Source organism: Nostoc sp., from assembly GCF_036917315.1.
In the GTDB taxonomy this organism is placed as follows: domain Bacteria; phylum Cyanobacteriota; class Cyanobacteriia; order Cyanobacteriales; family Nostocaceae; genus Nostoc.
In genome coordinates this window covers 147,688-174,596 of sequence record NZ_JBALDR010000058.1, presented here as the reverse complement: position 1 = coordinate 174,596, position 26,909 = coordinate 147,688, and the positions used below count along the sequence as shown (strand labels likewise).

Below are 26,909 nucleotides of genomic sequence, written 5' to 3'. Positions count from 1 at the left end.
TCTAAACTTAGAAAGCCAATAGCCGGCATAACAACCTGTACCCGAAGTTATATTCATCTTTATTATATGCAAATTGTAGGCGCAACAGCTTATCATTGCACAGGAACTTTAATTGATGATGATATAGTTTTGACAAATGCCCATTGCGTTATTGATCCTGATACCCATAAATTAAGTCAAAAAATTCTGTTTATGCCAAACGTCATTAATGGTGTTGTGCAGGATAAAACAGATGTTGTTTTAGTAGAGCAAGTTGTTTACGGTACAGATTTTACAGACGACAAGCTCACAAATCAGATAAACGACTGGGCACTTCTCAAAATTAATCAGCCTCTCGGTCGGAAGTATGGTCATTTAGGCTGGAAATCTTTGCGTTCTTCGACTCTCATTAATAACCCGAAAACGTTATCTTTTGTTGGCTACTCTGGCGATTTTCCCAATCCCAAGAAAAAAGGCTATGAAGACCTGACTGCTGGTACAGGATGGACTGCAAGCTTTGAAACTGGGTGTAGCATTGTTGGGGAGGAGTCAGGGGTACTTTTGCATAATTGCGCCACCGCAGGTGGTTCTTCTGGCGGGCCTCTTATTGCCTGGGTTGGTGAACAACCCTATATTGTTGCCCTGAATAATGCGGAAATTAAGAACTTAGAAACCAATCAGGATATAACCAATCTGGCTGTAAAAATCGATTTCTTGGATAAGTTGGCTGCTGGTAATTAATCCTCGGTGATTTGAATTTTGTAGGACACGCATCTTGCCTGTCCTACAAAATGGTTGATTTTTGGAGTTTTAAATGCACACTTTTCGTATATTGTCAAGATCGTAGTACATAATCTATAGAGGATTTTCTCGTTTGCCAGAGTCAGAGGCGATCGCTCATAAAACATCTAAAATCGAAGTTAAATAGCTTTGATATAGTTATGGCAATCACTCGCTCTATGCTAGGGGCCGTTTATTTAAAAAACCTAAACTCTAACTAGTGCGATCGCTCACTGTATTTGTGACAGCAGCACGATAAAATTCTAAAACCATAATCGTACTAAAAGGTCTAAATGGCAGAAACACTATTCTTCAACGCCTTACGGGAAGCCATTGATGAAGAAATGGCGCGTGATTCCAGCGTATTCGTTCTCGGTGAAGATGTTGGACATTACGGCGGTTCCTATAAAGTTACCAAAGACCTGTACCAAAAATATGGCGAACTCCGCATTCTAGATACCCCCATCGCTGAAAATAGCTTTACTGGGATGGCTGTAGGAGCTGCAATGACTGGGTTGCGTCCCATCATTGAAGGTATGAATATGGGCTTTTTACTGCTCGCCTTCAATCAAATATCCAACAACGCTGGGATGCTCCGCTATACTTCTGGCGGTAACTTTAAAATTCCGATGGTAATTCGCGGCCCTGGAGGTGTAGGACGGCAGCTAGGCGCAGAACATTCCCAACGACTAGAAACCTACTTCCAAGCTGTGCCAGGGTTAAAGATTGTTGCCTGCTCCACACCAAGAAATGCTAAAGGACTGCTGAAATCCGCTATCCGCGATGATAATCCAGTATTGTTCTTTGAACACGTTTTGCTTTACAACTTGAAAGAAGATTTACCAGAAGAAGAATACCTGCTCCCTTTAGATAAAGCAGAAATTGTGCGTGAAGGGAAAGATGTCACAATTATTACTTATTCCCGAATGCGCCATCATGTGCTGCAAGCCGTAAAAACTCTTGAAAAACAAGGATACGATCCAGAAGTTATCGATTTAATATCCCTCAAACCATTAGATTTTGATACCATTGGTGCATCAATACGTAAAACCCATAAAGTCATTGTTGTGGAAGAATCGATGCGAACTGCGGGTATTGGAGCAGAAGTCATCGCTTCAATAAACGATCGCTTATTCGATGAATTGGATGCGCCAGTACTGCGGCTTTCTTCCCAAGATATCCCCACACCTTACAACGGCAATCTGGAACGACTAACAATCATCCAACCAGAGCAAATCGTAGAAGCTGTAGAAAAAATGGTGGCTTTGCGAGTTTAGGGACTAAAGACTGACGAGGCAGAGGGGCAGAGGGGCAGTGGGGCAGAGGGGCAGAGGGGCAGAGGGGCAGAGGAGCAGAGGGGCAGAGGGGCAGAGGAGCAGAGGGGCAAGAAAAGAATAACAATGCCCAATGCCCAATGCCCAATGCCCAATGCCCAAACTCCCAACTCATAACTCCTCAAAAGAACGCTATTATAGCGTTTGTCAGTTGCGAGTTATGGTATGCAAAGACAGCGATCGCTATTAGTTTTGATTTTAGTCCTGATAATCGCCGCTATTACGGTGATTGCCACAATTCCGATACCCCTTGGGCTGGACTTGCGCGGAGGTTCACAGCTCACAATTCAGGTGAAACCATCAGCGGATATTCCCAAAATCACCGAACGAGAATTGGAAGGTGTGAAGAAAGTTGTCGAAGGCCGGATTAATGGTTTAGGTGTTTCTGAGCCAGTAATCCAAACAGTCGGCACAGATAAAATATTGGTGCAACTACCAGGAGTTAACGATCCAGAGCAAGCTGAACGGGTGCTAGGGGGTACGGCACAGTTAGAATTTCGTACCCAAAAGGCGAATACAGAAACTCAACTGCTTGCTTTTCAAGCATCAAGAGCAGAATTGAAATTTAAGCAAGAAGAATTAAGAAAGAGTACCGACAAAGCGGCAATTGTCAAGAATCAAGAAGACTTACAAAAAAATAATCAAGCGATCGCAGAATTGTTTGAAAGCACCGATCCACCGCTGATTGGCAAATACCTCAAGGATGCCTATGGTGAACCCACTCAAGGTAACAACTGGAATGTTGCCATTCGCTTCGACCAAAAGGGTGGCGAACTGTTTGCCAATTTGACGAAAAATCTCGCTGGTACTGGTCGTAGTATTGGTGTTTTTCTGGACAATGAACTAATCAGCGCTCCCACCGTGGGTATAGAATTTGCCGCCACTGGTATTACTGGTGGTTCTGCCGTGATTACAGGACGGTTTACCGCCCAACAAGCCAATGACTTAGGCGTGCAGTTACGCGGTGGCGCATTACCCGTACCAGTAGAAATCGCAGAAAGACGGACAGTCGGAGCAACCTTGGGTAAAGATAGCATTCAAAGTAGTATTTATGCTGGAGTCGGTGGTTTGACTTTAGTATTAATATTCATGGTGTTTTACTATCGACTACCAGGATTGATTGCGGATATATCATTAGTAATTTACTCCCTCTTAACTTGGGCAACCTTTGCTTTGTTGGGCGTTACCCTGACTTTGCCGGGAATTGCTGGTTTTATTCTCAGTATTGGGATGGCAGTTGATGCCAATGTGCTAATTTTTGAAAGGACGCGGGAAGAATTGCGGGCGGGTAAATCTCTGTATCGTTCTGTAGAATCTGGTTTTTATCGAGCATTTTCTAGTATTTTAGATAGCAACGTCACTACATGGATTGCTTGCGCTGCCCTGTTTTGGCTGGGGTCTGGTTTAGTCAAAGGCTTTGCTCTTACCTTGGCTTTGGGGGTAGCTGTGAGTATGTTTACCGCAATTACCTGTAGTCGGACATTGCTATTTTTGGCAATTTCAATTCACTCCTTACGGAAGACAGAACTTTTCTGTCCAAACCTGCCAGCATCGAATAAGGCAGAGGTGACTCCATGAAACTGAGTATTAACAAATCGCGATCGCTTTGGTGGACTATTTCTGCCGCTATCATCCTCGCTGGTATCATCTCAATGGTGATTTCTTGGCAACAACCCAATATTCGCGCACCTTTACGCCCCGGTTTAGATTTTATCGGTGGTACGCGGTTGCAGTTTGTCCGAGATTGCACCAAACCCGGTAACTGCGACAAACCAATTGATATCAACGCTGTTCGGGAAGTAGCAAAAGCGCAGGGACTAGGTGATAGCAGTATCCAACTTGTCTCAGAAAATGGTGCAGAAAATGGCGTACTAATTCGGTCAAAAGATTTGGGTGTCGATCAGCGTACCAAATTACAAAACGCTTTGAGCGAAGAAATCGGCGTTTTTGACCCGCAAAAGAACCAGATTGACTCCGTTGGCCCCACCTTGGGAAAAGAACTGTTTACATCCGGGATATTAGCTCTGATAGTTTCCTTCATCGGTATTACTATCTACATGAGCTTCCGCTTCCAGTTAGATTATGCTGTGTTTGCGATCGTTGCCCTATTGCACGATATCTTGATTACAGTAGGGGCTTTTTCAATTTTGGGTTTGGTGGCGGGTATCGAAGTAGATAGCCTTTTTATCGTCGCCTTACTTACGATCACAGGTTTTTCAGTCAACGATACAGTGGTAATTTACGATCGCATTCGGGAAACCCTTAAAATCCATCCCGAACAGCCGATTGCCGAAATTGTAGATGATGCGGTTAACCAAACATTGACAAGATCGATCAACACTACCTTAACCGTATTACTGACATTATCTGCAATCTTTCTATTTGGCGGGGAAACACTGAAATACTTTTCCCTTGCTTTGATTATTGGTTTCACAATGGGAGCTTATTCGAGTATTTTCATCGCCAGTACTCTTCTAACTTGGTGGCGAGAGCGTCAAGGGGAATCCCAGATGTTAGACAACGCTGATTCGATTGATACATCTCCCAGTTCCCAGGATAGTTAAACTTGTGTATATTTCACAATTGGGTGAAAGCATTTTGAATTGCTCACCCACGCCTTGCAATTTTATTCCCCTATGGATCAACCGGAAGAACGATTAAATACTGTCCCAGACTTAGAGAAATCTGACCCATCGTTTGCTCAACAAGTACAAAGGCTACATCAGCTGACAGTATATGGCAGGTGGCTATTTGTGGGCTGTCTATGGCTGACTGTTGCGCCTGTCTCCTTGTGGGGTCTACGTGGAGAAATTGCTCTGTGGCAACAATATTTTACCTGGGTGGCAGTGAGATTTGGATTATTCTACCATCCGCTGTCTACCTTTGGTCTCGCCTTTTGTTTTGGGATGACTGCCGCTGTTTTAGTTTGGCAAAGTCGGAATATTCTACTCGGACTACCACAGCAGGAAAAACAACGTTTAGAAAAACAAGTTTATCGGATACGTCAACAGGGAGCAACTCATCCTCTATGGAAGTGGGTTTGTCATTAAATTTTCTTTCTCTACACGTACAGCAATTTATAGCAAAATATGACTTAACTCAAAGTTTAAATTGATGGGTAAGCAAGTTCGTAGTGAGTTAGCGCGATCTTCTCCCAAGGGGAGACGCCAAGGGCGATAGCGCAGCGTTAGCGAGTCCGCGAGCGTCTGGGGGTTTCCCCCATGAGCGACTAACGAACCCGTTCGCGCAGCGTCTCCGTTAGGAGAAGGGTAAGGACTTTAGTACTTAATTTTCTCAACACTAAAGTGCTTACTACAAACTTTTCATTACTAGCTTAGACATCTGCTGAAAAAGAATGTAGAGATGTAGTAGTGCTAAGTCTCTACAAGATTTCTGGATCGTGCATATTTAATTTCACCAAATGTCTGCTCAAAGATACTGCTAAAAGTGGATGCCATACATGAACGATCTTCAGATTAAATTTAGCGAACGCAAGTCTGAAATTGACCTTTATCAACTCCAAGAACTGTTAAACGTTTCCGCTTTCTGGGCTAAGGGACGCAGTATTGAAGATTTAGGTATAGCTATTGCCAATAGTGAACCAGTAATTTCTGTCTGGGATCGCGATCGACTCATTGGCTTTGCGAGAGCAACATCTGATGGCATCTATCGCGCCACAATTTGGGATGTTGTGATTCATCCAGAGTATCAACATAGTGGCTTGGGAAGCAATTTAGTCAAAACTGTTTTGAGACATCCCCGGATGAGGTCGGTTGAGCGTGTTTACCTGATGACTACTCACCAGCAGGGTTTCTACGAAAAGATTGGTTTTCAAACCAACACCACCACTACGATGGTGTTACACAATCAAGCTAATCGTGCTTTCGTTTCTGCGACAGAAGTTCAGCTGCAAGAATCATCGAAATAGTTCCGAACAATAAGTGCTGAGTGCTGAGTGCTGAGTATAAGAAGTGTAGTAGTAGTAGGATATGTCAAGAAGCAAGATTTCGTCTCTACTACTCAGCACTCAGCACGGGCTAAACCCTAGCTATCCGCTAACAGCACTCAGCACTACTCACTAGGGGGATAGAGATTTGTAGTCTGGTAAGCTGCTGAAGTGGTTCCTTCACAGTAGTCGAGGGTAAGATTTCTAACTTTCCTCCCATAACTTCCACCAGAGTCTGATTGATTAATAGCCTCATTCCTGGGGAAAGAGTAGCGTTTTTTTGTTCAATCTGGGCCAACCGATCTTCAAATTTGAGCAAATCAATCGGTTCGCTCCAAGGTACAGCATGGGTTGGTAAATCTAGCCAAATGTTTACAAAATTGTTTGTAGGTAGAGTGCTAGTGGAAATACAAATGCTGCCTTCCTCCATCTGAGTAATGGCAGTGTCTATTAAACTTATCAATACTTGGCGGAGCCAGAGATAATCTGTCAAAACATAAATTTCTGAGTCGGTGGGTAATAATTTTAAGGGAAAATTGCGATTTGCCGCCAGCATATAAGTTAAGTCATGAACCTCATCTAAAATTTGGGCTAAGGGTCTGGGCTGAATATCTAATTTATTAGTGCCGTGTTCAGCTCTAGCAACATTGAGAATTTCATCCATGAGCTTCAGCAACTTCAGTGTTCGTTCGTGAGCTTGGGCAATAAATTCTCGCTCTTCAGCTGGATTTTCACACAAATCTGACAAAATTAATTGATGTAAGCCAATCAAACCATTAAAAGGCGATCGCAATTCATGGGTAGTCCGCGCCAAAAAACCAGCTTTAAACTGGCTCATTTCCCTTGCCATAAGGTATGCCAGCTGTGTTTGCTGTAGCTGTTGCGATATTAGTGACATATCCTGTTGAGCTAATGGCGCTACTGGGGATGAGCTAGATGAAACATTTGGCGATGCCTGCTTTGGGCGTAGCCATCGCCCAAATATCTGACGGAAAATCATACCTAGTGCTATTCCTGCTCCTAGATATATCCAGTTGCTCCAATTCATATCTGGCAATTATTAATTTGCTAATTAAGTACAACAGCGCAAACTAAAGTTTCAGATTTCTCTGTTGTTAACACCACGAAAACAACATTATAGCTACCTATACTTGGTTATCACTCGAAATCTCTAACTCGATCGCACCTTGTCGCAAAATTTGCCAATTTATCCCTGTCCATTTAGCAACGGTGGAAGGTACACCCATCCCTGGTATTTCACTCTGGCATTCTGTCGTTGCTAAAGTCAAAATCTGGGGAAACTGAGTCTCAATTTCTGTCATTGTTTGCAAAGGCGGCTGACCAGAAAAATTGGCGCTAGTGGTGGCAAGAGGGCCTGTTTGCGCCAAAATAGTTTGAGCGATCGCACTGTTTGGTACTCGAATCCCAATTGTTGTTGGATCGATGGGATTCATAACTTTTGGTAAGCGTTGACTCGCTGGCAAAACTAATGTCAGCCCTCCTGGCCAATATTTATCTGCTACTTCTTGCCAAACTTTATATTCATTCTCACTACCTTTGACATACGGCCACAAATCTTCAGCACTAGCCGCCATCAAAATCAAAGGTTTGTCTTGACTGCGTTGCTTCGCTGCAAAAATTAATGCTGCTTTTTCTGGCATCGCTGCAAGTGCCGGAACAGTATCCGTCGGAAAGCTCACCAAAAGACCAGCACGTGCGCCAGCTATTAAATTTGTTAAAGAAACTTGGGTCATGTTTACAAGGTTAGGAGTTAGAAGTTAGGAGTGAGGAATTTTATAACTCATCACTCATCACTCCTAACTTTTGTAGGCCAGGGCAAAACGTTCAATTCCAGCTAAATCAGCGTGAATTTGAATCTTACAATAGCTACCTTGATTTTGTAAAAGTTCTCGCACTGCATCCGCTTGTCCAGCCATCATCTCAATTAGCCACACGCCACCCGATTGCAAATAACTGGGGGAGACTTCGATCAAATGACGAATGCAATCTAAGCCATCAGCGCCACCATCCAAAGCTAGATGTGGTTCGTGGTTAACGACTTCTGGTTGCAAAGTAGGTAAGGTGCTGGTAGGTATGTAAGGGGGATTTGATACCATACCACTGAACTGACCTTTTAAGAATGCCAGTGGCTCCCACCAGGAACCTTGATAAAATTGAATCCGGTCAGCAAGACCCAAATTATCAGCGTTGGATCGAGCGATCGCTAGAGCCTCTAAACTGTAATCAACAGCATGAATTGTGGCTTTTGGCAAGACATCTGCTAATCCGATGGCGATCGCACCACTCCCAGTACCCAAATCTGCCCAGTGTCCTGAAACATTGCTAGCAGATGCTTCAGCTAAATCGATTAAACACTCTGTCTCTGGTCTAGGAATCAAAACCGCACTCGACACCGCAATTTTAAACTGACGCCAAGGTGTAACTCCGGCAATGTACTGCACTGGTAAGCGGTCATTTAATCGCCTCTGCCAGAGTTGGTCTAACTCTTCTAGCGGCAATTGCAGTTGAATTTGCGGCCAGTTTTTAAAAGACTCTAAACGTAGTGCCAAGCGGTCTAATCCAGCAACTTCGAGGAGCAACCAATCTACTTCCATTGGTGGGACATCAGTGGCGATCGCTGCTTCGATAGCTGCATTCCGCCACTGCCAAAGTTGTAAACCAGAAACTATCAGATGTTTCTCCCCCATACCTCAACCTTGGAGCGCATATCCGTTATTTTTTCGGAGCGGCGGCAGGAGCTGGCTTGGCACCGGGTGATTGATTTGGCGCCAGGGAGCGAATAAAATTGATCGACTCCCGTGATGGATATAGAACAATTTTATTGATACTAGGGTCGCTGCTGCTATTGAGAGCTTCCATAACACCGTACAAATCTACCACCTGAATTTCAGTATTGGCTCCTTCCTTTGGCACGGCTTTTTTGAATTCCTCTAACAGAGCCACTGCTTGTTCTTTCTCAAAAAAGAAAGGGATGTACCGTTCATTACCTTTAGCAAGGGGAATAGTCAGATAGCTATTATCTTTCTTAAATTTGGGTACAAATAGGGGAATACCATTGAATTGCTCTACCTTTTTACCATTTTGATTGAGCATACTTGTTGCCGAGGCTACTTGCTGTTGCGTCGGAACTAAGGTATAAATCACAGAATCTGATTTCTTTTTGCTTTCTTGGACTATTTTATAGTAGTCTGCCAAGGACAAAGGTCTAACCTGTAGAGTGCCTGCTAACTGGGGATTTTCTTTTTTGAGTCGATTATCAAGGAATTTTTGAGCATCTTGCTTGCTAATAAAAAATCCCACTTGTGACACCGGCTTAGATGCGTTGTTTGCGTTGTTTCTCGAAAGAACTACGAATTCGCCTTTAGGATTGGTGAGCGTGAATACTGGTACTTCTTGGAGCTTTTTCACTACCTGATCTTGTGGCAGAGCGATCGCCTCTAGATTGCCCATTCCTGGTAGATTGCCTATCCCTGAAAGCCCTGTTAAAAATACACTGCCAGCTATACCCAATGTTGCGCCTAAGCGAATAAATGATTTCATGACTGCTCCTCGCATCAATAGTCCAATTAAATTAAACAAATGGTTGGATTTGCACAGCACCAACTAGCTTTAGTTATATAGCAATCTATTTCAGTTTTGAAAAATTCATTGTGCGCGTTGAGGTTAAGTGTTAAGCGTCAACGGTCAAAATCCAATGTTCCCTAACTATTTAGAGTTGCTGTAGTATCGTTTTCACAAATTGGCTGTGCTAACGTTGTGTTTTTCTAGGTTTTGCTTCGCTATTGACCGCGAAATGCCGTAGATGCTTATTATATGTCTTCTCAAACAGCAAAAAGTCTCTCGATCTATCCAACCTTGGAGATGATAAATGCCATTTTATCGGCTTTTTCTAAAATTAGTTGACGCTATTAGTTAATCAATCGTTCCATCTGCGATTGCTTTAATATCTTCTCAAATCTATACAAAGCTCAGTGTGAAAAATCACCTTACTACTTAACTGCAAAATTTACCTGTTAAGCCTCAACAGGAAAACAGCTTAATTGGTCTTCTGCATAAAAATATCCAATTAAATTGCAGATTTCAGCAAATAAAACCTAACTAACTGCTCTAACTGTTAACTATATTAATTAATTGAATCGGGATGACAGGATTTGAACCTGCGGCATCCTGCTCCCAAAGCAGGCGCGCTACCAAGCTGCGCTACATCCCGTTATACTCATCCGCTTTTTTGGGTTTGGTTTTAACTCCCCATCAAAGCGATCGCGCTTTCACAAAAGCGTTAAGGCAATCATATCACATAACACCGCTCATGCCTAATATATTTATATCTTCTGCAAATACTAGCTAGATTAGATATTTAGACTGAATAAAGGTTAAAGGTTTGTCTGCCGACTTAGTTTTACAAGAGATATTACTTGTGCGTTCGTCGGCTAAACCTTGTCAAACCAAATTTAAATAATAGATTTGTACTACTATACCTGATTTTATTGTGCGAATCGGGTTGTATTTGGATTGAGCATTAGTGAGGATACCAGAACATACCTTTGATGCCTTCTGGATCGGCCATAAACCCCATAGTTCGGTAGAAATCTACAACATGGGGATCGGCAAAGAGAGTGACATTACTAATTTCTTCACTCCTAAGTTTTTTGAGAACGTATTTCATCAGCGCCTTGCCCAGTCCTTGACTTTGAAAGTCTGGGTGAACCACTACATCCCAGATAGTGGCATTAAACGCGTGATCTGAGGTAGCACGCGCAAAACCAATGAGCCGCTTTTGGTTTCCTCTCACTTGCCACATTGAGGCAACGAGAAAACTATGCTCAATAGCTTTTTTTACTTTTCTTAGAGGACGACGCGACCAACCAACTGCATCACAGAGTTCTTCTAGCTCATATAGGTCAATATCTCGTTCCGTACTGAAGACGATCCGAGCCTCCTTTGAAGCAGCTTCGCTAATACTACTGGGGCTGGAGTTGCCCGCAGTTTCCGCTGTATGCTCTTCAAAGGGGTTTGTCCTAGTTGTCCCTACAGATTCAGGAGTACTAAACCAAGTTTTCCAAAAACCCATGCCAACGCGGTTCGGGTAGTATAACTGAATTGGTTTCCACTCTCAGGAGTGTTGATTCACTTTTAACATCGCTACCCCCATTTATTACCCTTTACACTCAAAGTTTTTCGGTTGTTTTCGGGATTTGCAATGGTAGCAGCCAGTTAGAGCGTGTTTCACACCAATCATTTTCAACTTTAGCATTTTGTTGTAAAGGCTAGGAGAAATTCACCAAAACGGTAAGGATATAAACAATTCAAAATTCAAAATTCATAATGGAAAAACCTAATCCTGGCAATTGCTCGTATAGAGCTTAAATGCACGTTAGCTTAGGAATGAATTGTATACACGTGATTGGGCATTGAGAAAGAGGCAGAGGGGCGGGGTGTAGGGGGCAGAGAGAGGGTAAAACTACTCTTCTCCCTTGCTCCCTCCTCCCTTCTCTGAGTCCCCAATCCTCAGTCCCCAGTCCTTAACACCCAGCCCCCAACACCCAGCCCCCAGCTGACGAAAGCAAGCGAGTCTTACCTTTAACAATGGCTTCTGGTTTAAAATCTTCGACACTGGAACTCCTAAAGCGCTTTAACCGAGCGTTTCCCCAGTTTTATGAGCAATTCGTCAGTAGTGAAATTCAACTGCAAAATTTGCGGTTAGCCTACCGTCTCTATAAAACTAGACGCGCTGTTATTGAGCTGAAACCGGAAGGTAGCAAAAGTGCCCTGCATTTTGCTTACCGCAACCAGTCTTTTCTCCTCAGCGATATTTTTGGTGTACTAGCAGCTTATGGGTTGACTATCCACGGTTTAAGTCTATACGGTCAAATCCGTCCGCCAATGTTAGTTTTTATCAAACTGTTGGTATCTCGTGGTAGTAAAGCCTTGACCGAGAAAACGGCAGAAAATGTTTGTCGCGCGATTCGGGAGGCTTTAGGAGGTCGGTTTGAGGTAGAAGAGATGCTGGCAGTAGAATTCAATCTTGACACTGGCTTAGAGCAGGTACAAACTGAGTTCTATGTCGATCCGGTCTTTCATCTCCCTGCCTTAGTGATTGAAGCTGATAATCAACCAGGATTATTCTACAAAGTGATGTACGCCATCTGGCAGGAAGACCTGCTGGTAGTCAATGCCAATTTACTGGTTTGGCGCGGACGTACACGGCTAATTCTCTACTTGTTGGGGCCAAATGAAAGCCTGATTCCTGAATATCTGGGTCACAAAATTGCTGAAGGGGTGCGACAGAGGTTGCTGGGTAAATGAAAAAAGTGAGAAGTTATGAGTTATGAGTTAAAAATTTCTCACTTCTAACTTCTAACTCTTTCCACTTTAGTATTTAGTCGCACCCGTCCTTAAGGGTACGATACAAGTATGGCAACTATCGAAATCTTGGGCGTTCCACACGCATACGAGCTAACGGCTCCCACTTCCTGCCCCCATGCTTTAGTATTTATCCACGGTTGGCTCAATAGCCGTGGATATTGGCAACCTGTGATTTCCCGCCTATCAAATGATTTGCAGTGCCTGTCCTATGATTTGCGGGGTTTTGGTGAATCCCAATCCCAGGTAAAAACCGATTTTAGTCGAGCACAAACGTCTTTGAGTCTGACGCCCATCTCCAGTAGTACGGCTGACTCATCTTTCGATTCTCTTTATACTCCTGCTGCGTATACTCAGGATTTAGCAGCTCTCCTGAAACAGCTAAATATTACGAGTGCTTGGCTAATTGGTCATTCATTAGGAGGGACGATCGCTCTTTGGGGAGCAGATCAAATGCCTGAGTGTGTTAAGGGAGTTATCTGTATCAACGCTGGCGGTGGTATTTACCTCAAAGAAGCCTTTGAGCAGTTTCGCTCGGCGGGTCAGAAATTTTTGCAAGTCCGTCCGCGCTGGCTGTCCCAAGTGCCTTTGATTGATTTGCTGTTTACCAGAGCTAGTGTGGCTCGTCCTTTAGAGCGCTATTGGGCACGTCAGCGAGTAATAGATTTCGTTGTGGCTGACCCAGAAGCGGCTCTGGGAACTCTGTTAGACTCCACAACGGAAGAAGAAATCAATCGCTTACCTGAGCTAGTATCCCAACTGAAGCAGCCAGTTTATTTTTTGGCTGGCGCGGAAGACAAGGTTATGGAACCCAAATATGTCCGCCATTTAGCCAGCTTTCACAGGCTTTTTCAATATTGTGGTGACAATGTTCTGGAAATTCCTAATTGCGGACACCTGGCTATGTTGGAACAGCCGGATGCAGTGGCAGATCACATCCGAGCAATAGTCAATAGTCATAGGGCATAGGGCATTGATGATTACAAATGACAAATGACCAATGACCAATAACCAATGACTACTCAATAGGTTGATACAACTTCATCACCTGAGTAAGCCCTAACCTAGATTCAACGCCTAGTGTGAGGGGCGATGTATGACCACGGGATAGATGGTCAGCGGCGGCACAGCCAATCATGGCGGCGTTATCGGTACAGAATTTTAGAGGTGGGAATAGGACGCGTAGGTTATGTTTAACGGCGGCGGCTTGGAGATTTTTTCTCAAGCCGCTATTAGCTGCTACACCGCCACCAATGGCAATTGTGTCTAGACCATAGTCAAGGGCACAGGCGATCGCTCTTTTGGTTAGCGATCGCGCTACCGTATCCTGAAAGCTAGCTGCTACGTCTGCCACTGGTACTTGTCCACTATCTTTCTCTAACTGCTGCACCAAACGTAATACAGCCGTTTTTAACCCACTAAAACTCGCATCATAACGATGAAACCCGCCACCGGGTAGAGAAACTCTTCCTTCTGGTAAAGCAAAGGCTTGAGGATTACCCTGCTGTGCCAACTTGTCAATCACTGGCCCGCCCGGATAACCCAGCTTTAACAATCGCGCCACTTTATCAAAAGCTTCACCCGCAGCATCATCACGGGTTTGTCCCAGAGTTTCGTAGATACCACAATCTTTGACATAAATCAAGCTTGTATGTCCGCCTGAAACCAGTAAGCTAAGAAAAGGGGGATTTAAAGTTGATTCGCTCAAGTAAGTTGCGTAAATGTGACCTTCGAGGTGATGAACTCCCAAAAATGGCTTGTTGTGTACCATTGCTAGAGTTTTGGCAGCAGTTAATCCCACCAATAGCGCTCCTACAAGTCCAGGGGCACAAGTGGCGGCGATTGCGTCAATTTGTTCCCAATCTAGTTGGGCTTGCTCTAGAGCTTGTGCGATCGCAACATTTATCGTTTCCAGGTGCTGGCGAGAGGCTACTTCTGGCACTACCCCGCCATACTGCTGATGGACTGGGATTTGTGAGGCTACAATACTGCTGCAAACTTTACGATTGTTAACAATTGCGACGGCTGTTTCATCACAACTGGTTTCTATTGCTAAAACGGTTGTCATTGAGAGTAATCACTGCTGGGTGCTGAGTCTGGAGTCCTGAGTAATAGAGAGAAAATCTTGCTTCTTTACTACCCTACAACAACAATTCTTATACTCGACGCTCTAACTGGGCACTCAACACTCTATTTTGGTTGAGAAGCTTTAACTTTTATTGACTTAAACTTTACTCGGTTCCCACCCAAGAGTATGATGACTTCCTAGTTATGCAAATAAACAACTGTACAAGCCGCTTCGTTTTGTACAAAGAACTTCTTGTTTTGTAATAAAAGGAAACAACTCTATGCGACGATTGTTTGCTTTGATGTTAGCGATTAGTCTTTGGTTCAACTTTGCCCCCCCAGCACAAGCTTTAGGGGCTAATTTGACACCGTGTAAAGACAATGCCGCTTTTCAAGAGCTAGCAGCTAATGCCCGTAACACCACTGCCGATCCCGAATCTGGGAGAAAGCGGTTTGAGCGTTATTCTCAGGCGCTATGCGGCCCTGAAGGATACCCACACTTGATTGTTGATGGTCGTCTAGATCGTGCTGGTGACTTTTTGATCCCCAGCATTTTGTTTCTATATATTGCCGGTTGGATTGGCTGGGTAGGTCGTGCCTATCTGCAAGCGGTCAAAAAAGACCCGAACACTGAACTAAAAGAAATCCAAATCGATCTTGGTTTGGCACTACCCATAATAGCGTCAGGCTTTACTTGGCCAGCAGCAGCAGTCCAAGAACTTCTGTCTGGAAAATTAGCAGCCAAGGATACAGAAATCCCCATTTCTCCACGCTAAATCAGCTTAACTAATTCATTCGTTTTGGAGATTAAATTCATGGCAGACAAAGGCGATCAATCAGCTTATTTGATTAAATTCATTACCACTGCACCTGTAGCAGCTACCATCTGGCTGACCATCACAGCAGGTATCTTGATTGAATTCAACCGCTTTTTCCCAGACCTACTTTTCCACCCACTACCATAAGTGTCAAATGGAATTTAGGACTGTTGAATCAATGTCTTGTTTTTTGCTTAATATTGTGTAGTTGATTTTTTCAGCTTATTTAGGCAGAATTATCACTAAAATAGCCGGCAAAAATAGTTTTTTGAAACTCGTGATACTGTTTACAGATCGCGAGTTTCACGGTTTTAAAATAAGCTAAATTAATTTTTCTAAACTTCCTAAACAAAATGCTTCTTGAGCGACAATTATTATTAATATAAAAATGCCACCATTTTAATTTAGAGGCGAACATAAAATATGGCACAAGCAGTAGATGCATCAAAGAATCTTCCCAGCGATCCTAGAAATCGGGAAGTTGTTTTTCCCGCATTTGGCGATCCACAGATAGGCAACCTAGAAACCCCGGTTAATTCTTCTCCCTTGGTCAAGGGGTTTATTAATAATTTACCTGCTTATCGCCCAGGTCTGGCTCCTGCTAGACGCGGTTTAGAAGTTGGTATGGCTCATGGTTACTGGCTATTTGGCCCCTTTGCCAAATTAGGCCCACTGCGGGACACAGATAATGCTAACTTAGCTGGGTTACTGTCAGCCATTGGCTTGGTTGTAGTTCTCACAGGCGCTCTATCGCTGTATGCAAATAGCAATCCACCCAAAGCACTTCCTAGTGTTACCGTACCCAAGCCTCCAACAGATGCTTTTAACTCTAAAGAAAGCTGGAACAACTTCGGCAGTTCTTTCTTGATTGGTGGTATTGGTGGTGCAGTAGTTGCTTACTTTTTGACTAGTAATTTAGCACTAATTCAAGGTCTATTTGGTTAATTACTAGGAGTTAGGAGTTAGGAGTTAGGAGTTTAAATTCATAACTTCTAACTCTTAACTCCTAACTTATTTAAACAAAACAGCTTCAATATCATTTAAAGCAGTTTCAAAATCGTCATTAACGATTCTAATATCAAATTCATCTGCGGCTTGAATTTCTTCTTGGGCGCGGAGCAGACGACGGGCGATCGCTTCTTCAGAATCTTGGGCACGAGAGCGTATTCGTTTCTCTAATTCATCAAAGGAAGGCGGTAAAATAAAAATGCTGAGGGCACTGGGGAAGGAAGCACGAATTTGTCTTGCCCCTTCTAGTTCAATTTCCAGCACCACCAACTTACCGGAATGAATTTGGTTAAGTACAGCTTCACGGGGTGTGCCGTAATAGTTACCAGCAAATTCTGCCCATTCTAAAAATTCACCTTCAGCAACTAATTGCTCAAACTTACTGCGGCTGATAAAGTAATAACTTTTGCCATCGATTTCCCCTGGACGGGGAGAACGAGTTGTCACGGATACAGAATAATAGAGTTCTGGATGACGCTCTAGGAGCGATCGCATTAAAGTGCCTTTACCGACCCCACTGGGGCCAGTTAAAACAATTAACCTGCCTAAATGTAAGCATTCTTCGGTAGTCGCACTACTCTGGATGGGTAAAACTGGCATCATCCCTTCAACCTGTGAATCAATCAATACATATTATTCATTAGTCTTGTGTTCCTGGTCTAGTCCACTAGTGACTAAAGAATTTGTAGCAAGAGTGACAGAAAATTTGTCTAATTCACATGGTACTACTGATACGGTGCAAAGAGGAGTGGGAAAAACCCACTGCTAGTCAATTATCTACAGTTTGATGCTCGCGAGAAATCACAAAGCGATTCGCTACCGTTTCCGGCTGAATCGCTGACAAAATTACGTGGCTGGAATCGGTGATAATTACAGCTCTAGTCCGACGACCGTAAGTTGCATCAATCAGTTGACCTCTGTCTCGTGCATCGGTAATAATCCGCTTAATCGGGGCAGACTCTGGACTGACAATGGCAACTACTCGGTTGGCAGACACGATGTTACCAAAGCCGATGTTGATTAACTGAATGTCCATAAAAAAACTGACGCTAAACGCGGTTTGATAAAGCTTGAAATAAACTTCTTTCCATGTTATCGCCAAAAAACGGGAGTTACAACGCTTAAATTCAAGCCAATCTGCATTTTTAAATAATGTCTGCTTCTTTTAGCTATTTATTAGCTATTTTTCCTAAATATATTCCTAAAGATACAGGCAAAATTAGACTGATACAAGCTAATTAGGTGATGTATCTTCATCAAAAGAACTAGTAGCGCAAGGCGAATTCAAAATTAATAATGACACTTGCGGACTCGCTAACAAAATTCAAAATGAATACAGTGTAAGCATTTTACTGATTTTAAATTGGTAGTTTATTTACGCCACGCTATAAAAATTTAGCTTATCTTTAACAAGAGGGTATGCCGCGTCAGAGCATTTCAAAGTCACTAAATAACTTTCGAGCTTGTGTTTTTGCTCATTACCCAATTTTTCAATCTCTTTAATCCAATGATCCCAATCAAGATACTCTAAATTTCGTTCTTGCAATTATTTCAATGTAGTTTTTAACCACAAGTGATAATCCTATTCATAGAGAATTTGAGTAAGTATTTTTAGAAATTACTTAATATTCTTCTAGTTGGCGAAGATTGGGAATTAGGTTTTATTGACGTAAACTTCCAGCTTCACAATCGCGCAACCAAGCTTTAACCCCTTGGGCAACAGTACCGTTACTACTATCGCGCGGTGGAGATAGTGGCTGCTGTTCTGAATGGGAACCAGCTTGAGAAAACATCATTACTAGTTGCCAACCACTTTGAGTTTTAGTCAATAACAGCCAGTGAAATTCTTGCAATTCTACAACTGTCTTACCTATGTACTGCCGCTCCAAGGTAGTAAAGAAAACTTGCTCAACTCCTGATGCAGCACTTTTAGACGCATCTGCACTATATTCTTCAAGGTTAAGGGGCAGAGGAGTAAATTCAGGTCTTCCTGCCACTAACATATAACTGTAAACCTGACTGCTTCTACTGAGGCGACGGGCGCGTTGACTAGCGCGATTGGTATAACTAGGTAATTTTTGCAGTAGCTGTATAGTTAATGTTTCTAAATTTTGCTCAGAACACAAAGACTTTACGCCACTGTTGACATTTTCCCTTTCTGCTAGCGCCGAGGGTTTAGGGGTGGGGTTTATGGAGAAGGCTGGGTAAGCAAAGTTATTTGATACTACAACCCAGAAGCCACAAGCCAAAAGCCAACTATAATTTTTCTGACTGAGCGAAGAGGCAAGATTGTTCTCCCCTGCACCCTTTACTCTGAGTATCTCACAGACTCTTAGCTTCATGCCACCGTGGTTAACTCCTCAGAAATCCTCTTCCAAGCTAACTCAGGCTCAGTAGCAGCGGTGATGGGACGCCCAATCACTAGATAATCTGCACCGGCTTTAATGGCTTGGGCTGGAGTGAGCGATCGCTTTTGATCGCCTTGATCTGCCCAAGTTGGTCTAACTCCCGGACAAACTAGCAAAAAGTCATTTCCACAAGTTTGTCGTAGTTGTGCCACCTCTTGAGGCGAACAAACTACCCCATCCAAACCAGATTCCTGAGCCAGCAAGGCCATTTCTAAAGCGTATTCTGGCAACTCTAGGGGAATCTTTAAATCAAATGCCAACTGCCGAGCAGAAATGCTTGTTAGCAGAGTAATCGCAATTAACTTTGGTGGTTGTACACCTGCTTTTGCAGCCCCTTCCTGTGCCGCCTCAGTTGCGGCTTTCAGGGCATCTCTACCAGCAGTAGCATGAATTGTCAGTAAATCCACTCCGTATCTAGCTGCACTCCGGCAAGCACCAGCAACGGTATTGGGGATATCATCAAACTTTAAATCCAAAAAAATACGCTTTTGCCGAGACTGTAACACTTCCAGAATTTTCGGGCCAGTGCTGGTAAACAACTCTAAACCGACTTTCCAGAAACTAACTTGCGGTAGCCGATCTATAAGAGCGATCGCAGCTTGTTCATCGGGCACATCCAAAGCCACAATAACTCGTTGTCCTAACTGTTCCCTATTCCCCATTCCCTATTCCCCATTCCCCATTTAAGGCACTAAGCGCACAAACTTATTTTTCCCGACTTGTAAAACTTTACCTTGTAATTCACCAGGAGCATCGAAAGTGGTATCAGCATCAGTAATGCGATCGCCATCTAAACGCACTCCACCCTCTTGAATTTTCCGCTTTCCTTCTCCCGTACTTTTGCACAAGCCAGTGACATTGAGAATATACGCTAACTTAGTAGGGAACTGCTGCACGCTAGCTAGAGAGAATTCTGGAACTGCACCTTCCTTACCGCCGCTTTGGGCTGCTTCTTTTGCCTCTTGGGCTGCGGTTTCGCCGTGATACTGTTTAACAACTTCCCATGCTAAAAGTGTTTGGCGATCGCGGGGATTTTCTGGCAGTCGATCCAAAGGTAAATCCGTCAACAGTTCAAAATACTGTTCTAAGAGATTATCGGGAACTCCTTGCAACTTTTGATACTTTTGTCCTGGGTGTTCTGACAATCCGATATAATTACCTAAAGACTTAGACATTTTTTGCACGCCATCCGTGCCAATCAAAATTGGCAACAGCATTCCAAATTGGGGCTTTTGACCAAAATGGCGCTGTAAATCTCTGCCTACAGCAATATTGAATTTCTGATCGGTGCCGCCTAATTCCACATCTGCCTCAACTGCAACCGAATCAAAACCTTGCATTAACGGGTACAGGAACTCATGGATAAAAATCGGATTCTCTTTTTTATAGCGATCGGCAAATCCTTCTTTCGCTAACATCTGCCCCACCGTCATCGTGGAGAGTAACTCCAAAATTTTCTCTAAGTTGAGCTTAGAGAGCCATTCGGAGTTATAGCGCACCTCTAACCTTCCTGGTGTGTCAAAATCCAAGATAGGACGTACTTGATCTAAATAAGTCTGAGCATTTTGAGCTACATCTGCTTCTGTAAGCTGACGGCGCACTTCAGATTTACCAGTTGGATCGCCAATACGCGCTGTAAAATCGCCAATAATTAAAACTGCTGTATGACCTGCATCTTGAAAACCTCGCAGTTTTCGTACTGGTATGCTATGACCTAGATGAATATCAGTACCAGTAGGGTCAATCCCTAATTTTACCCTTAAAGGTTGGTTTGTAGTTAGTAAGAGCCTTTCTAGACTTTCGCTGTTAACATCAACTGATTGTGGGAATACTTCTACTACACCACGACGCAGCCAAGCAAAATCTTGCGTCATGTTAACAGATTCATTATTAGCTATGTTTTGCACACTAGAAGTTAAGTTGGTTATATTCACTGGCAATTTATCCACTTTCTCATCTGCCAAACTACTATAATTGCAAAAAACTAACCGCCTTGCTTCACCCAATCAATTACAGTTAAATTTACAAGTGAGGAAGTGAAATAGCCGTGTCGTCGTCTAGGACTTTTGAAGATAAACAGCCACAGCGTCGGGCTTCATCAGGTTTTGAGTTTTTGAAAGGAGTCGGTCAGGTAACTGGCGGTACTCTCCTCTCAATCACCATGCTGGCAAGTTCCATTGTAGCCGGAGGACTGGTTGGTTTAGCCATCAGTTTCCGTAATTTGCCAGATGTGAGACAGCTACGTAACTTCTTTCCCTCAGAAACGACTTACATTTATGACGTTAAGGGCAAGCTTTTAACGAGTATTCACGGGGAAGCCAACCGGGAAGTCGTACCCTTAGATAGAATTTCTCCGAATTTAAAACGGGCAGTGTTGGCAAGTGAAGATAGCCACTTCTACGATCACCACGGTATCAACCCTACTGGTGTTGGACGTGCTGTAGTAGTTAACGCTGTAGCAGGTGGAGTCAAAGAGGGTGGCTCTACTGTTACTATGCAATTGGTAAAAAACCTATTTTTGTCTCGTAAGCGCGCCTTTACTCGGAAGTTAGCGGAAGGAGTGCTAGCAATCAGGTTAGAGCAAATTCTCACTAAAGACCAAATATTAGAAATGTACCTCAATCAAGTTTATTGGGGTCATAACAATTATGGTGTACAAACGGCAGCCCGCAGTTACTTTAATAAATCATCAGAATATTTAAGCTTGGGTGAGTCGGCAATGATGGCGGGTTTGATCCAAGCACCAGAAGAATTCAGCCCGTTTGTGAGCATGAAGCTGGCAAAACAGAAACAAAAAGAAGTGCTGGGGCGAATGCTGGAATTGAACTGGATCAACCAGTCAGAATACGACAATGCCCTCAAGCAAGAAATCAAACTTGGGAGAATCAAATCCTTTCAAGGTAGTGCCCTACCTTATGTAACTAATACCGTAGCGCAGGAGTTGGCTAAAAAGTTTGGGCGTGAGACACTACTCAAAGGTGGGATGCGGGTGCAAACTACAGTTGACGCCAACTTCCAAATCATGGCTGAGGAAACTGTCGTTAAGTGGCATAAAACACTTCTGGGGCAAGGATTATCTAAGAATCAAATGGCCCTAGTGGCAATCGATCCGCGCACGCATTTTATCAAAGCACTGGTAGGTGGTATAGATCCTAAGACCAGTGAATTCAATCGTGCAACTCAATCTCAGCGCCAGCCCGGATCTTCTTTTAAACCGTTTGTATACTATACTGCTTTTGCTACTGGTAAATATGGGCCAGACTCAACAGTGGTAGATTCCCCAGTTAGCTATCGAGATGGTAACGGTTGGTACTTTCCCAGAAATTATGATGGCGGTTTTAGTGGAGCTATGCCAATCCGCAGAGCTTTAGCCCAATCGCGCAACATTCCGGTGATCAAGATTGGTAAGGCTGTGGGGATGAATAGAGTCATAGAAACGTGTCGTACCTTGGGCATTATGAGTCCAATGGAACCTGTGACTTCCTTACCACTTGGTGCAATTGGTGTCACCCCTTTGGAAATGGCTAGTGCATACGCTACCTTTGCTAATTATGGCTGGCAATCTCCACCAACTGTAATTGCCCGTGTTACCGATAGTAGTGGTAACGTTTTGCTAGATAACACCCCTAAACCACAGCTAGTCCTCGATCCTTGGGCATCAGCCGCAATTCTAGATGTGATGCGATCGGTAATCACTGAAGGTACAGGTAAAGGTGCTGCCCTCGGTCGCCCAGCCGCAGGGAAAACGGGAACAACATCATCAGAAAAAGATATTTGGTTTGTTGGGACTGTGCCACAGTTGACAACTGCTGTCTGGGTAGGGAGAGATGACAACAGACAATTAGCTGACCATGCCACAGGTGGTGTCATGGTTGCTCCCATTTGGAAAGATTTTATGGAGAAAGCACTTAAGAACGTACCCGTAGAAAACTTCAAGTCACCTTCCCAGTTTTCTCGTCCCAAGTCAAATTAAAGTTAGGAGTGATAAGTTATGAGTTATGAGTTTATTGAGAACTCCTAACTCCCAACTCCTAACTTTTGTTAGGGCTGTTTTTCTAGCTCGGCTTTCATCCGTTCTAAAGTGAGGTGCATTTGGTCAAACATTTGTTGCGGGGTGACACCGAACTGACCTAATTGTGTTTTCAGTTGTTCTACTGTCATTTGTGCCATGAAATCTTCTGATAGCTCGAAGCGCTTCATAAAGATGCGGTATCGATCCATCATGGTTTCCATTTGCTCAATAAACAGCTTTTTGCCATCGCGGTCAAATTTGCCGTAGCTGTTGCCAAGCTTGATCAGCGCTTGATAATCCTCAAACAGCTGTTTTGCTTCTTGCTGAACTATTTCAGAATCGAAGAATCCCATATTGCTTATATTAAACTGAGCGCCCAGACTCAGTAGCTTAATAGTTTTACTTCTATTTATTATTTTAGTCTAGGGGAGTAATCTAGTCACGAAGCTTCGGTTCTGGTACGGTTTGCTACCGAAATTTCAACACTTGACTTGAGAACTTTTCCCCTTGTTAAATCGACTTAATAAAGCCGCAATACTCAGAGCTTTAGCCATTGATTTCGGATTGGTATTTTCACCCGGTTCAATTTTCAGTCTGGTAGCGTATTTCAAAGCTAGTGAATCTTGCGGGTTAAGTTTTAATGCTTGACGGATGTAGACCCTGGCCATCCCGATAAATTTCTGTTTGAGATGTACTAAACCTAATAAGGCATAATAGTCACTATTATTTGGCTCTAACTTGATGGCATCGCGCAGTTCTTGCACGGCTAGGGCCCAATTGGCTAGCCTGACGTACTCAATAGCTCGCTGGTAGTGACGTTGAGCGTAGTTTGTCAAAACTGGTTTGACATTAGTTTTTTCATTTAATGTCAATTCAATTGGCTTGATTTCTACTTCAGGGATGATGGGAACAGCTTTTTGCGGTAGAAACAGGTCAGGTTTATGCAACTGTAAATAAACTAAGTTCAGTATACTAATTTGTTGTGTAACTTGATAGAACTGATGCAGTGATTTGTATTGAGCTTCTGCATAAGAGGCGATCGCTTCTTCATAAAACAATTCTGCTTGGGGTGCAGACATTTCTATAATTTCCTTAGCGATGGCACTTTTCCCACACAAAGCTTCCTGCTGTAATACTCTTGCGTCCGATCGCAGCATAGCTATAGCAATCAAGCGCTTGTGTCGATTTTTGAGTTGTTCGTAAGCTGGATTGATTAAATGGCTCAGTATTGCCGTTGCTAATTGTTGGTCTGGATTGCAGCTTTTGGCATAGCGATCGGGATGTAGGAGTTTTGCTAAAGTGTGATAGCGTTTAAAAATCTGGCGATCGTCAGCACTCACAGAAATTCCTAGCACAGCGTAAGGATCGTAAAGCTGTTTAAACCATTCTGGCGGTAGGAAGGTCTGTGACATTGCAGTAATCCGATCCATTAAAAACTTCAAATTAACATCAAAGCTCAATGCACAGTCATGTGAAACTTACTCAAATTTCTTCAAATATTTGTGGGGCTTACCACCCAAAAGTCGGCAGGGCAAAACAGGGTAATTGACTAAAATGAGTGAGTTTTGAATTGTTTCTGTGCTTTTTGGCTGTCTTATTGTAAGAACTATGGTATTCGTATATTTATTAGAAATATGTTGACTAAGCGCAAAAGCCGAAGTGTTGCCGCTGTTTTAGCTTTTTCTGGCACGCTGACAATTTCAGGATTACATAAATTCTATTTGGGACAGCCGCTGTGGGGTGTTTTGTATGTGTTGCTTTCCTGGACGCCGATCCCCAAGGTAGCTAGTGCGATTGAGGGAGTTTGGTATTTAGCCCAAGACGAAGAAGCTTTCGATCGCAATTTTAATCTCGGCAAGTCAGCGGCAAGAAACTCACAAAAGGCGATTAATCAGGTAGGAGCGATCGCTGACGCAATGCGGGAATTAGATGCTCTGCGCCAAGATGGACTGATTTCAGAGTATGAATTTGAACAAAAGCGCCGCCAATTGCTAGACCAGATTTCTTGAGGTAAGCGACAATCATGAATAACTGGCTACCTTTAAATTCCAGATTGCAAAAACTCCGCGCCAAGCTCCTCAACGATCCCTACTATCGCCTACAATCTGGGGAAGAAATTCAGATCGCAGCTCAATTAGGTATCCGCATTGATGCTAATCAAGCCACAGTAGATGATTGGTTACGCCTACCAGGTTTGTCAATTCACCAAGCGCGATCGCTTGTGGAACTTTCACATTCTGGTGTTAAATTTTACTGTATTGAAGATATCGCTGCGGCTTTGGGTATACCAGCGCCGCGCTTAGAGCCATTAAAGCCTCTACTGAATTTTATTTACTATGACCGCGAATCTTTAGAAAATCCTACCCATTTACTCAACCCGAATACAGCAACCGTTGAAAAGTTAGCACAAATTCCATTTATAGATTTGTCTTTGGCAGAAGCAGTAGTGCAAAATCGCCAATCAGCCGGGCCTTACCGTAACCTGGCTGATTTCCAGCGACGGCTGGAGTTAACTGGTGATGCGATCGCCCAGATAATGTATTATTTGAGATTTTAAGTTAAAAGTTAGAAGTCTTAAAATAACTCCTAACTCTGGCAATTTTGGATTGAAAGAAAAATCCAAAATCTAAAACTGATTAAATGAACCCAATGCGATCGAGAGGCCAAAAGCGAAACGCTGCTCGACCGATGACATTTTTTCTGGGTAAAAAGCCCCAATAGCGAGAGTCATTACTATCGTTGCGATTATCTCCCATCACAAAAAATTCGTCTTCTGGGACTTTCACTGGTTGATATGGCTGATTTGGAGGTTCTGCGATGTAGTCTTCTGCCAAGGGTTGACCGTTAAGGTAGACTTTGCCAGAAGCAACACTAATTACCTCACCAGGCTGACCAATAACTCGCTTGATAAACGCTTGGTCTTTGGGATATCCTCGACGTTGTAGTTCTGCGGGTGGCTGAAAAACAATAATATCGCCAGTTATCGGAGGGTGAAAATGGTAGGAGATTTTTTCAACTACCAAGCGATCGCCAGTATGTAAGGTGGGTAACATTGAGTCAGAAGGTATATAGCGCGGTTCGGCGATAAAAGTCCTGATTAAGAATGCCAAACACAGTGCGATCGCAATTAAGATCAGATTTTCTTGCCAACTACGCCATACTTTTAACGACGCACGCTCTTCTTTTGCATCACTTTCGTGAGGAATCATAAAAGTTTCTAGCCAGTTTCAGAAGTGAGACAAATACCTTGATTATTTTGACTCAAAAGGTATATTAATAGGAAAATAGGATTTAGGGTCAACCTATACAGACATCAAATAATACACTTATCCATTTACAACAGATAAGCAAAAGTACTGTAAATAAACTATGAATTGTCTAAGGTAATATAAGCTAATAATTAGGATTGCTAAATAGATTATTAAAAATAAAAATTCTAATTGCTGTAATTATAAGGCAAGTTATGAGACAATCGTAAGTTTTGTTGTTTACTGCAAAAGAAGCTAGTTACAGACTGCTAGAGCGATACAAGCAGTAGGTTTTTTCTTTAAACATAAAATTGGTCGTAGAGCTGCAAAATAGATATACCTCATGTTTGACAGTATCTACCTCACTTTACTGAAAAAAGGCAGAGGCAGTCTTGCTGGAGGTTGAGTTGCAAGAAAATATATTGTGGTCTATATTCTTAAGTGATATTACATAAAGTTAGCCAAGATATAAATGTATTTTTCAATGCACAAATTTGATTAAAATAAGCATTTTTAGTAAAAAATACTACTTTTAAAGATGAAATATAGACTTTATTGCTTTAATAGATAGATGCCATGCTATTGTGATTTTAATCACTTGCCTGTATCTACGAAATTAATTTCCGTAATTACACGGTGACAGTGCATATTAAACTGTACTATTAATTAAGATATAAACATACTTAACGATCGAGAAAAACATTCACAGATAAAAAGCTACTAGCAATTTCGGCTAAAGTATCAGCATCCGAAAGAGAAGTAAGCTGCTGATAGAATTATTTTTGTTGAATGAGTCAAAGGTGACTAGATTTAAAGAATACATGCCCCTTGGCAATAAGAAACTATATTGAATCAATTTTCGTCTGCTCTATTTCATAGAAGGTACAAGGTAACATTCTGTCAGTTGAAAATTTAACTTTTTCTT

29 protein-coding genes and 1 tRNA gene are annotated in these 26,909 nt (G+C 42.8%); 14 read left to right on the top strand and 16 right to left on the bottom strand.

The features are described from left to right. From V7K84_RS27640 to V7K84_RS27615, 6 genes are all read left to right on the top strand, one after another. The coding region (locus V7K84_RS27640) for a trypsin-like serine peptidase (RefSeq protein ID WP_334842827.1) at positions 1 to 720 on the top strand (720 nt) is incomplete at its 5' end. A 332-nt stretch (positions 721 to 1,052) separates the two neighbouring features. Further along, positions 1,053 to 2,036, top strand: coding sequence for an alpha-ketoacid dehydrogenase subunit beta (locus tag V7K84_RS27635; protein WP_099100369.1), 984 nt, complete (start codon positions 1,053 to 1,055; stop codon positions 2,034 to 2,036). 222 nt (positions 2,037 to 2,258) lie between these two features. Continuing rightward, positions 2,259 to 3,671 carry a protein translocase subunit SecD gene (gene secD, locus V7K84_RS27630; RefSeq protein WP_334842848.1) on the top strand — a complete coding sequence of 471 codons (1,413 nt, stop codon included), beginning with the start codon at positions 2,259 to 2,261 and terminating at the stop codon, positions 3,669 to 3,671. Then, the gene (gene secF, locus V7K84_RS27625) at positions 3,668 to 4,657 is read left to right on the top strand and encodes a protein translocase subunit SecF (RefSeq protein WP_334842824.1); all 990 of its coding nucleotides are present in this window, start codon (positions 3,668 to 3,670) and stop codon (positions 4,655 to 4,657) included. The genes secD and secF overlap by 4 nt, the downstream gene beginning before the upstream one ends. Before the next feature lie 72 nt (positions 4,658 to 4,729). Continuing rightward, the gene (locus tag V7K84_RS27620) at positions 4,730 to 5,143 is read left to right on the top strand and encodes a hypothetical protein (RefSeq protein ID WP_334842822.1); all 414 of its coding nucleotides are present in this window, start codon (positions 4,730 to 4,732) and stop codon (positions 5,141 to 5,143) included. 410 nt (positions 5,144 to 5,553) lie between these two features. Next, positions 5,554 to 6,021, top strand: coding sequence for a GNAT family N-acetyltransferase (locus V7K84_RS27615; protein WP_334842821.1), 468 nt, complete (start codon positions 5,554 to 5,556; stop codon positions 6,019 to 6,021). Between the two features lie 127 nt (positions 6,022 to 6,148). Here V7K84_RS27615 and V7K84_RS27610 read toward each other — a convergent pair whose 3' ends face one another. From V7K84_RS27610 to V7K84_RS27585, 6 genes are all read right to left on the bottom strand, one after another. Continuing rightward, positions 6,149 to 7,087, bottom strand: a complete 939-nt coding sequence (locus tag V7K84_RS27610) for a sensor histidine kinase (protein ID WP_334842819.1) — start codon at positions 7,085 to 7,087, stop codon at positions 6,149 to 6,151. Positions 7,088 to 7,184: 97 nt separating this feature from the next. Then, positions 7,185 to 7,793 carry an L-threonylcarbamoyladenylate synthase gene (locus V7K84_RS27605; RefSeq protein WP_334842816.1) on the bottom strand — a complete coding sequence of 203 codons (609 nt, stop codon included), beginning with the start codon at positions 7,791 to 7,793 and terminating at the stop codon, positions 7,185 to 7,187. A 63-nt stretch (positions 7,794 to 7,856) separates the two neighbouring features. After that, entirely contained in the window at positions 7,857 to 8,747 is an 891-nt protein-coding gene (gene prmC / locus V7K84_RS27600) for a peptide chain release factor N(5)-glutamine methyltransferase (protein WP_334842814.1), read from the bottom strand. Between the two features lie 25 nt (positions 8,748 to 8,772). After that, complete coding sequence (locus V7K84_RS27595; RefSeq protein ID WP_334842813.1) at positions 8,773 to 9,600, bottom strand: Tic22 family protein; 828 nt, start codon at positions 9,598 to 9,600, stop codon at positions 8,773 to 8,775. A gap of 596 nt (positions 9,601 to 10,196) precedes the next feature. Then, positions 10,197 to 10,270, bottom strand: a tRNA-Pro gene (locus V7K84_RS27590). A gap of 309 nt (positions 10,271 to 10,579) precedes the next feature. Next, positions 10,580 to 11,131, bottom strand: a complete 552-nt coding sequence (locus tag V7K84_RS27585) for a GNAT family N-acetyltransferase (protein WP_334842811.1) — start codon at positions 11,129 to 11,131, stop codon at positions 10,580 to 10,582. Positions 11,132 to 11,646: 515 nt separating this feature from the next. Here V7K84_RS27585 and V7K84_RS27580 point away from each other — a divergent pair. Continuing rightward, positions 11,647 to 12,366, top strand: a complete 720-nt coding sequence (locus tag V7K84_RS27580; protein ID WP_012410214.1) for a hypothetical protein — start codon at positions 11,647 to 11,649, stop codon at positions 12,364 to 12,366. Between the two features lie 108 nt (positions 12,367 to 12,474). Further along, positions 12,475 to 13,392 carry an alpha/beta fold hydrolase gene (locus V7K84_RS27575; protein ID WP_334842810.1) on the top strand — a complete coding sequence of 306 codons (918 nt, stop codon included), beginning with the start codon at positions 12,475 to 12,477 and terminating at the stop codon, positions 13,390 to 13,392. A gap of 49 nt (positions 13,393 to 13,441) precedes the next feature. Here the strand turns inward: V7K84_RS27575 and tsaD are convergent, their stop codons facing one another. Beyond that, complete coding sequence (gene tsaD, locus V7K84_RS27570) at positions 13,442 to 14,491, bottom strand: tRNA (adenosine(37)-N6)-threonylcarbamoyltransferase complex transferase subunit TsaD (RefSeq protein WP_334842809.1); 1,050 nt, start codon at positions 14,489 to 14,491, stop codon at positions 13,442 to 13,444. A 280-nt stretch (positions 14,492 to 14,771) separates the two neighbouring features. Between tsaD and V7K84_RS27565 the strand changes: the two genes are divergently transcribed. From V7K84_RS27565 to V7K84_RS27555, 3 genes are all read left to right on the top strand, one after another. Continuing rightward, the gene (locus tag V7K84_RS27565) at positions 14,772 to 15,266 is read left to right on the top strand and encodes a Photosystem I reaction center subunit III (protein WP_334842808.1); all 495 of its coding nucleotides are present in this window, start codon (positions 14,772 to 14,774) and stop codon (positions 15,264 to 15,266) included. A gap of 39 nt (positions 15,267 to 15,305) precedes the next feature. After that, a complete protein-coding gene (gene psaJ / locus V7K84_RS27560) occupies positions 15,306 to 15,455 on the top strand; it encodes a photosystem I reaction center subunit IX (protein ID WP_334842806.1) in 150 nt (49 codons plus the stop codon). Between the two features lie 276 nt (positions 15,456 to 15,731). Next, complete coding sequence (locus V7K84_RS27555; RefSeq protein ID WP_334842804.1) at positions 15,732 to 16,253, top strand: photosystem I reaction center protein subunit XI; 522 nt, start codon at positions 15,732 to 15,734, stop codon at positions 16,251 to 16,253. 66 nt (positions 16,254 to 16,319) lie between these two features. On the opposite strand, the gene gmk is transcribed toward V7K84_RS27555, so the two are convergent. From gmk to tyrS, 6 genes are all read right to left on the bottom strand, one after another. Further along, the gene (gmk, locus tag V7K84_RS27550) at positions 16,320 to 16,919 is read right to left on the bottom strand and encodes a guanylate kinase (protein WP_334842845.1); all 600 of its coding nucleotides are present in this window, start codon (positions 16,917 to 16,919) and stop codon (positions 16,320 to 16,322) included. Between the two features lie 166 nt (positions 16,920 to 17,085). Beyond that, complete coding sequence (gene remA, locus V7K84_RS27545; RefSeq protein ID WP_041233849.1) at positions 17,086 to 17,352, bottom strand: extracellular matrix/biofilm regulator RemA; 267 nt, start codon at positions 17,350 to 17,352, stop codon at positions 17,086 to 17,088. 339 nt (positions 17,353 to 17,691) lie between these two features. Further along, positions 17,692 to 17,862: a DUF29 family protein gene (locus V7K84_RS34360; RefSeq protein ID WP_442941020.1), complete on the bottom strand. Its 171-nt coding sequence runs from the start codon at positions 17,860 to 17,862 to the stop codon at positions 17,692 to 17,694. A 115-nt stretch (positions 17,863 to 17,977) separates the two neighbouring features. Further along, positions 17,978 to 18,658: a hypothetical protein gene (locus tag V7K84_RS27540; RefSeq protein WP_334842802.1), complete on the bottom strand. Its 681-nt coding sequence runs from the start codon at positions 18,656 to 18,658 to the stop codon at positions 17,978 to 17,980. Then, the gene (gene pyrF, locus V7K84_RS27535) at positions 18,655 to 19,386 is read right to left on the bottom strand and encodes an orotidine-5'-phosphate decarboxylase (RefSeq protein WP_334842800.1); all 732 of its coding nucleotides are present in this window, start codon (positions 19,384 to 19,386) and stop codon (positions 18,655 to 18,657) included. Before pyrF ends, V7K84_RS27540 begins: the two co-directional genes overlap by 4 nt. A 21-nt stretch (positions 19,387 to 19,407) precedes the next feature. Beyond that, the gene (tyrS, locus tag V7K84_RS27530; protein ID WP_334842843.1) at positions 19,408 to 20,598 is read right to left on the bottom strand and encodes a tyrosine--tRNA ligase; all 1,191 of its coding nucleotides are present in this window, start codon (positions 20,596 to 20,598) and stop codon (positions 19,408 to 19,410) included. A 173-nt stretch (positions 20,599 to 20,771) separates the two neighbouring features. Between tyrS and V7K84_RS27525 the strand changes: the two genes are divergently transcribed. Beyond that, a complete protein-coding gene (locus tag V7K84_RS27525; protein ID WP_334842799.1) occupies positions 20,772 to 22,697 on the top strand; it encodes a transglycosylase domain-containing protein in 1,926 nt (641 codons plus the stop codon). A gap of 68 nt (positions 22,698 to 22,765) precedes the next feature. On the opposite strand, the gene V7K84_RS27520 is transcribed toward V7K84_RS27525, so the two are convergent. Together V7K84_RS27520 and V7K84_RS27515 are read right to left on the bottom strand one after the other, a co-directional pair. Continuing rightward, positions 22,766 to 23,089 carry a DUF1825 family protein gene (locus tag V7K84_RS27520; protein WP_094349476.1) on the bottom strand — a complete coding sequence of 108 codons (324 nt, stop codon included), beginning with the start codon at positions 23,087 to 23,089 and terminating at the stop codon, positions 22,766 to 22,768. A gap of 126 nt (positions 23,090 to 23,215) precedes the next feature. Continuing rightward, positions 23,216 to 24,148 (bottom strand): J domain-containing protein, encoded by a 933-nt coding sequence (locus V7K84_RS27515; RefSeq protein WP_334842797.1) that lies wholly within the window; start codon positions 24,146 to 24,148, stop codon positions 23,216 to 23,218. A 222-nt stretch (positions 24,149 to 24,370) separates the two neighbouring features. On the opposite strand from V7K84_RS27515, the gene V7K84_RS27510 reads away from it, so the two are divergent. Next, a complete protein-coding gene (locus tag V7K84_RS27510) occupies positions 24,371 to 24,745 on the top strand; it encodes an NINE protein (RefSeq protein WP_194042368.1) in 375 nt (124 codons plus the stop codon). 14 nt (positions 24,746 to 24,759) lie between these two features. After that, positions 24,760 to 25,293: a ComEA family DNA-binding protein gene (locus tag V7K84_RS27505; RefSeq protein WP_334842795.1), complete on the top strand. Its 534-nt coding sequence runs from the start codon at positions 24,760 to 24,762 to the stop codon at positions 25,291 to 25,293. Positions 25,294 to 25,372: 79 nt separating this feature from the next. Here the strand turns inward: V7K84_RS27505 and lepB are convergent, their stop codons facing one another. After that, a complete protein-coding gene (gene lepB, locus V7K84_RS27500; protein WP_334842793.1) occupies positions 25,373 to 25,945 on the bottom strand; it encodes a signal peptidase I in 573 nt (190 codons plus the stop codon). Positions 25,946 to 26,909 lie beyond the last annotated feature (964 nt).

Excerpts from the sequence above, each read along its gene's own strand:
- V7K84_RS27635 (WP_099100369.1), top strand. The coding sequence starts at position 1,053 with ATGGCAGAAACACTATTCTTCAACGCCTTACGGGAAGCCATTGATGAA.
- secD (WP_334842848.1), top strand. The coding sequence starts at position 2,259 with ATGCAAAGACAGCGATCGCTATTAGTTTTGATTTTAGTCCTGATAATC.
- secF (WP_334842824.1), top strand. The coding sequence starts at position 3,668 with ATGAAACTGAGTATTAACAAATCGCGATCGCTTTGGTGGACTATTTCT.
- V7K84_RS27620 (WP_334842822.1), top strand. The coding sequence starts at position 4,730 with ATGGATCAACCGGAAGAACGATTAAATACTGTCCCAGACTTAGAGAAA.
- V7K84_RS27615 (WP_334842821.1), top strand. The coding sequence starts at position 5,554 with ATGAACGATCTTCAGATTAAATTTAGCGAACGCAAGTCTGAAATTGAC.
- V7K84_RS27610 (WP_334842819.1), bottom strand. The coding sequence starts at position 7,087 with ATGAATTGGAGCAACTGGATATATCTAGGAGCAGGAATAGCACTAGGT.
- V7K84_RS27605 (WP_334842816.1), bottom strand. The coding sequence starts at position 7,793 with ATGACCCAAGTTTCTTTAACAAATTTAATAGCTGGCGCACGTGCTGGT.
- prmC (WP_334842814.1), bottom strand. The coding sequence starts at position 8,747 with ATGGGGGAGAAACATCTGATAGTTTCTGGTTTACAACTTTGGCAGTGG.
- V7K84_RS27595 (WP_334842813.1), bottom strand. The coding sequence starts at position 9,600 with ATGAAATCATTTATTCGCTTAGGCGCAACATTGGGTATAGCTGGCAGT.
- V7K84_RS27585 (WP_334842811.1), bottom strand. The coding sequence starts at position 11,131 with ATGGGTTTTTGGAAAACTTGGTTTAGTACTCCTGAATCTGTAGGGACA.
- V7K84_RS27580 (WP_012410214.1), top strand. The coding sequence starts at position 11,647 with ATGGCTTCTGGTTTAAAATCTTCGACACTGGAACTCCTAAAGCGCTTT.
- V7K84_RS27575 (WP_334842810.1), top strand. The coding sequence starts at position 12,475 with ATGGCAACTATCGAAATCTTGGGCGTTCCACACGCATACGAGCTAACG.
- tsaD (WP_334842809.1), bottom strand. The coding sequence starts at position 14,491 with ATGACAACCGTTTTAGCAATAGAAACCAGTTGTGATGAAACAGCCGTC.
- V7K84_RS27565 (WP_334842808.1), top strand. The coding sequence starts at position 14,772 with ATGCGACGATTGTTTGCTTTGATGTTAGCGATTAGTCTTTGGTTCAAC.
- psaJ (WP_334842806.1), top strand. The coding sequence starts at position 15,306 with ATGGCAGACAAAGGCGATCAATCAGCTTATTTGATTAAATTCATTACC.
- V7K84_RS27555 (WP_334842804.1), top strand. The coding sequence starts at position 15,732 with ATGGCACAAGCAGTAGATGCATCAAAGAATCTTCCCAGCGATCCTAGA.
- gmk (WP_334842845.1), bottom strand. The coding sequence starts at position 16,919 with ATGATGCCAGTTTTACCCATCCAGAGTAGTGCGACTACCGAAGAATGC.
- remA (WP_041233849.1), bottom strand. The coding sequence starts at position 17,352 with ATGGACATTCAGTTAATCAACATCGGCTTTGGTAACATCGTGTCTGCC.
- V7K84_RS27540 (WP_334842802.1), bottom strand. The coding sequence starts at position 18,658 with ATGAAGCTAAGAGTCTGTGAGATACTCAGAGTAAAGGGTGCAGGGGAG.
- pyrF (WP_334842800.1), bottom strand. The coding sequence starts at position 19,386 with ATGGGGAATAGGGAACAGTTAGGACAACGAGTTATTGTGGCTTTGGAT.
- tyrS (WP_334842843.1), bottom strand. The coding sequence starts at position 20,598 with ATGACGCAAGATTTTGCTTGGCTGCGTCGTGGTGTAGTAGAAGTATTC.
- V7K84_RS27520 (WP_094349476.1), bottom strand. The coding sequence starts at position 23,089 with ATGGGATTCTTCGATTCTGAAATAGTTCAGCAAGAAGCAAAACAGCTG.
- V7K84_RS27515 (WP_334842797.1), bottom strand. The coding sequence starts at position 24,148 with ATGTCACAGACCTTCCTACCGCCAGAATGGTTTAAACAGCTTTACGAT.
- V7K84_RS27510 (WP_194042368.1), top strand. The coding sequence starts at position 24,371 with ATGTTGACTAAGCGCAAAAGCCGAAGTGTTGCCGCTGTTTTAGCTTTT.
- V7K84_RS27505 (WP_334842795.1), top strand. The coding sequence starts at position 24,760 with ATGAATAACTGGCTACCTTTAAATTCCAGATTGCAAAAACTCCGCGCC.
- lepB (WP_334842793.1), bottom strand. The coding sequence starts at position 25,945 with ATGATTCCTCACGAAAGTGATGCAAAAGAAGAGCGTGCGTCGTTAAAA.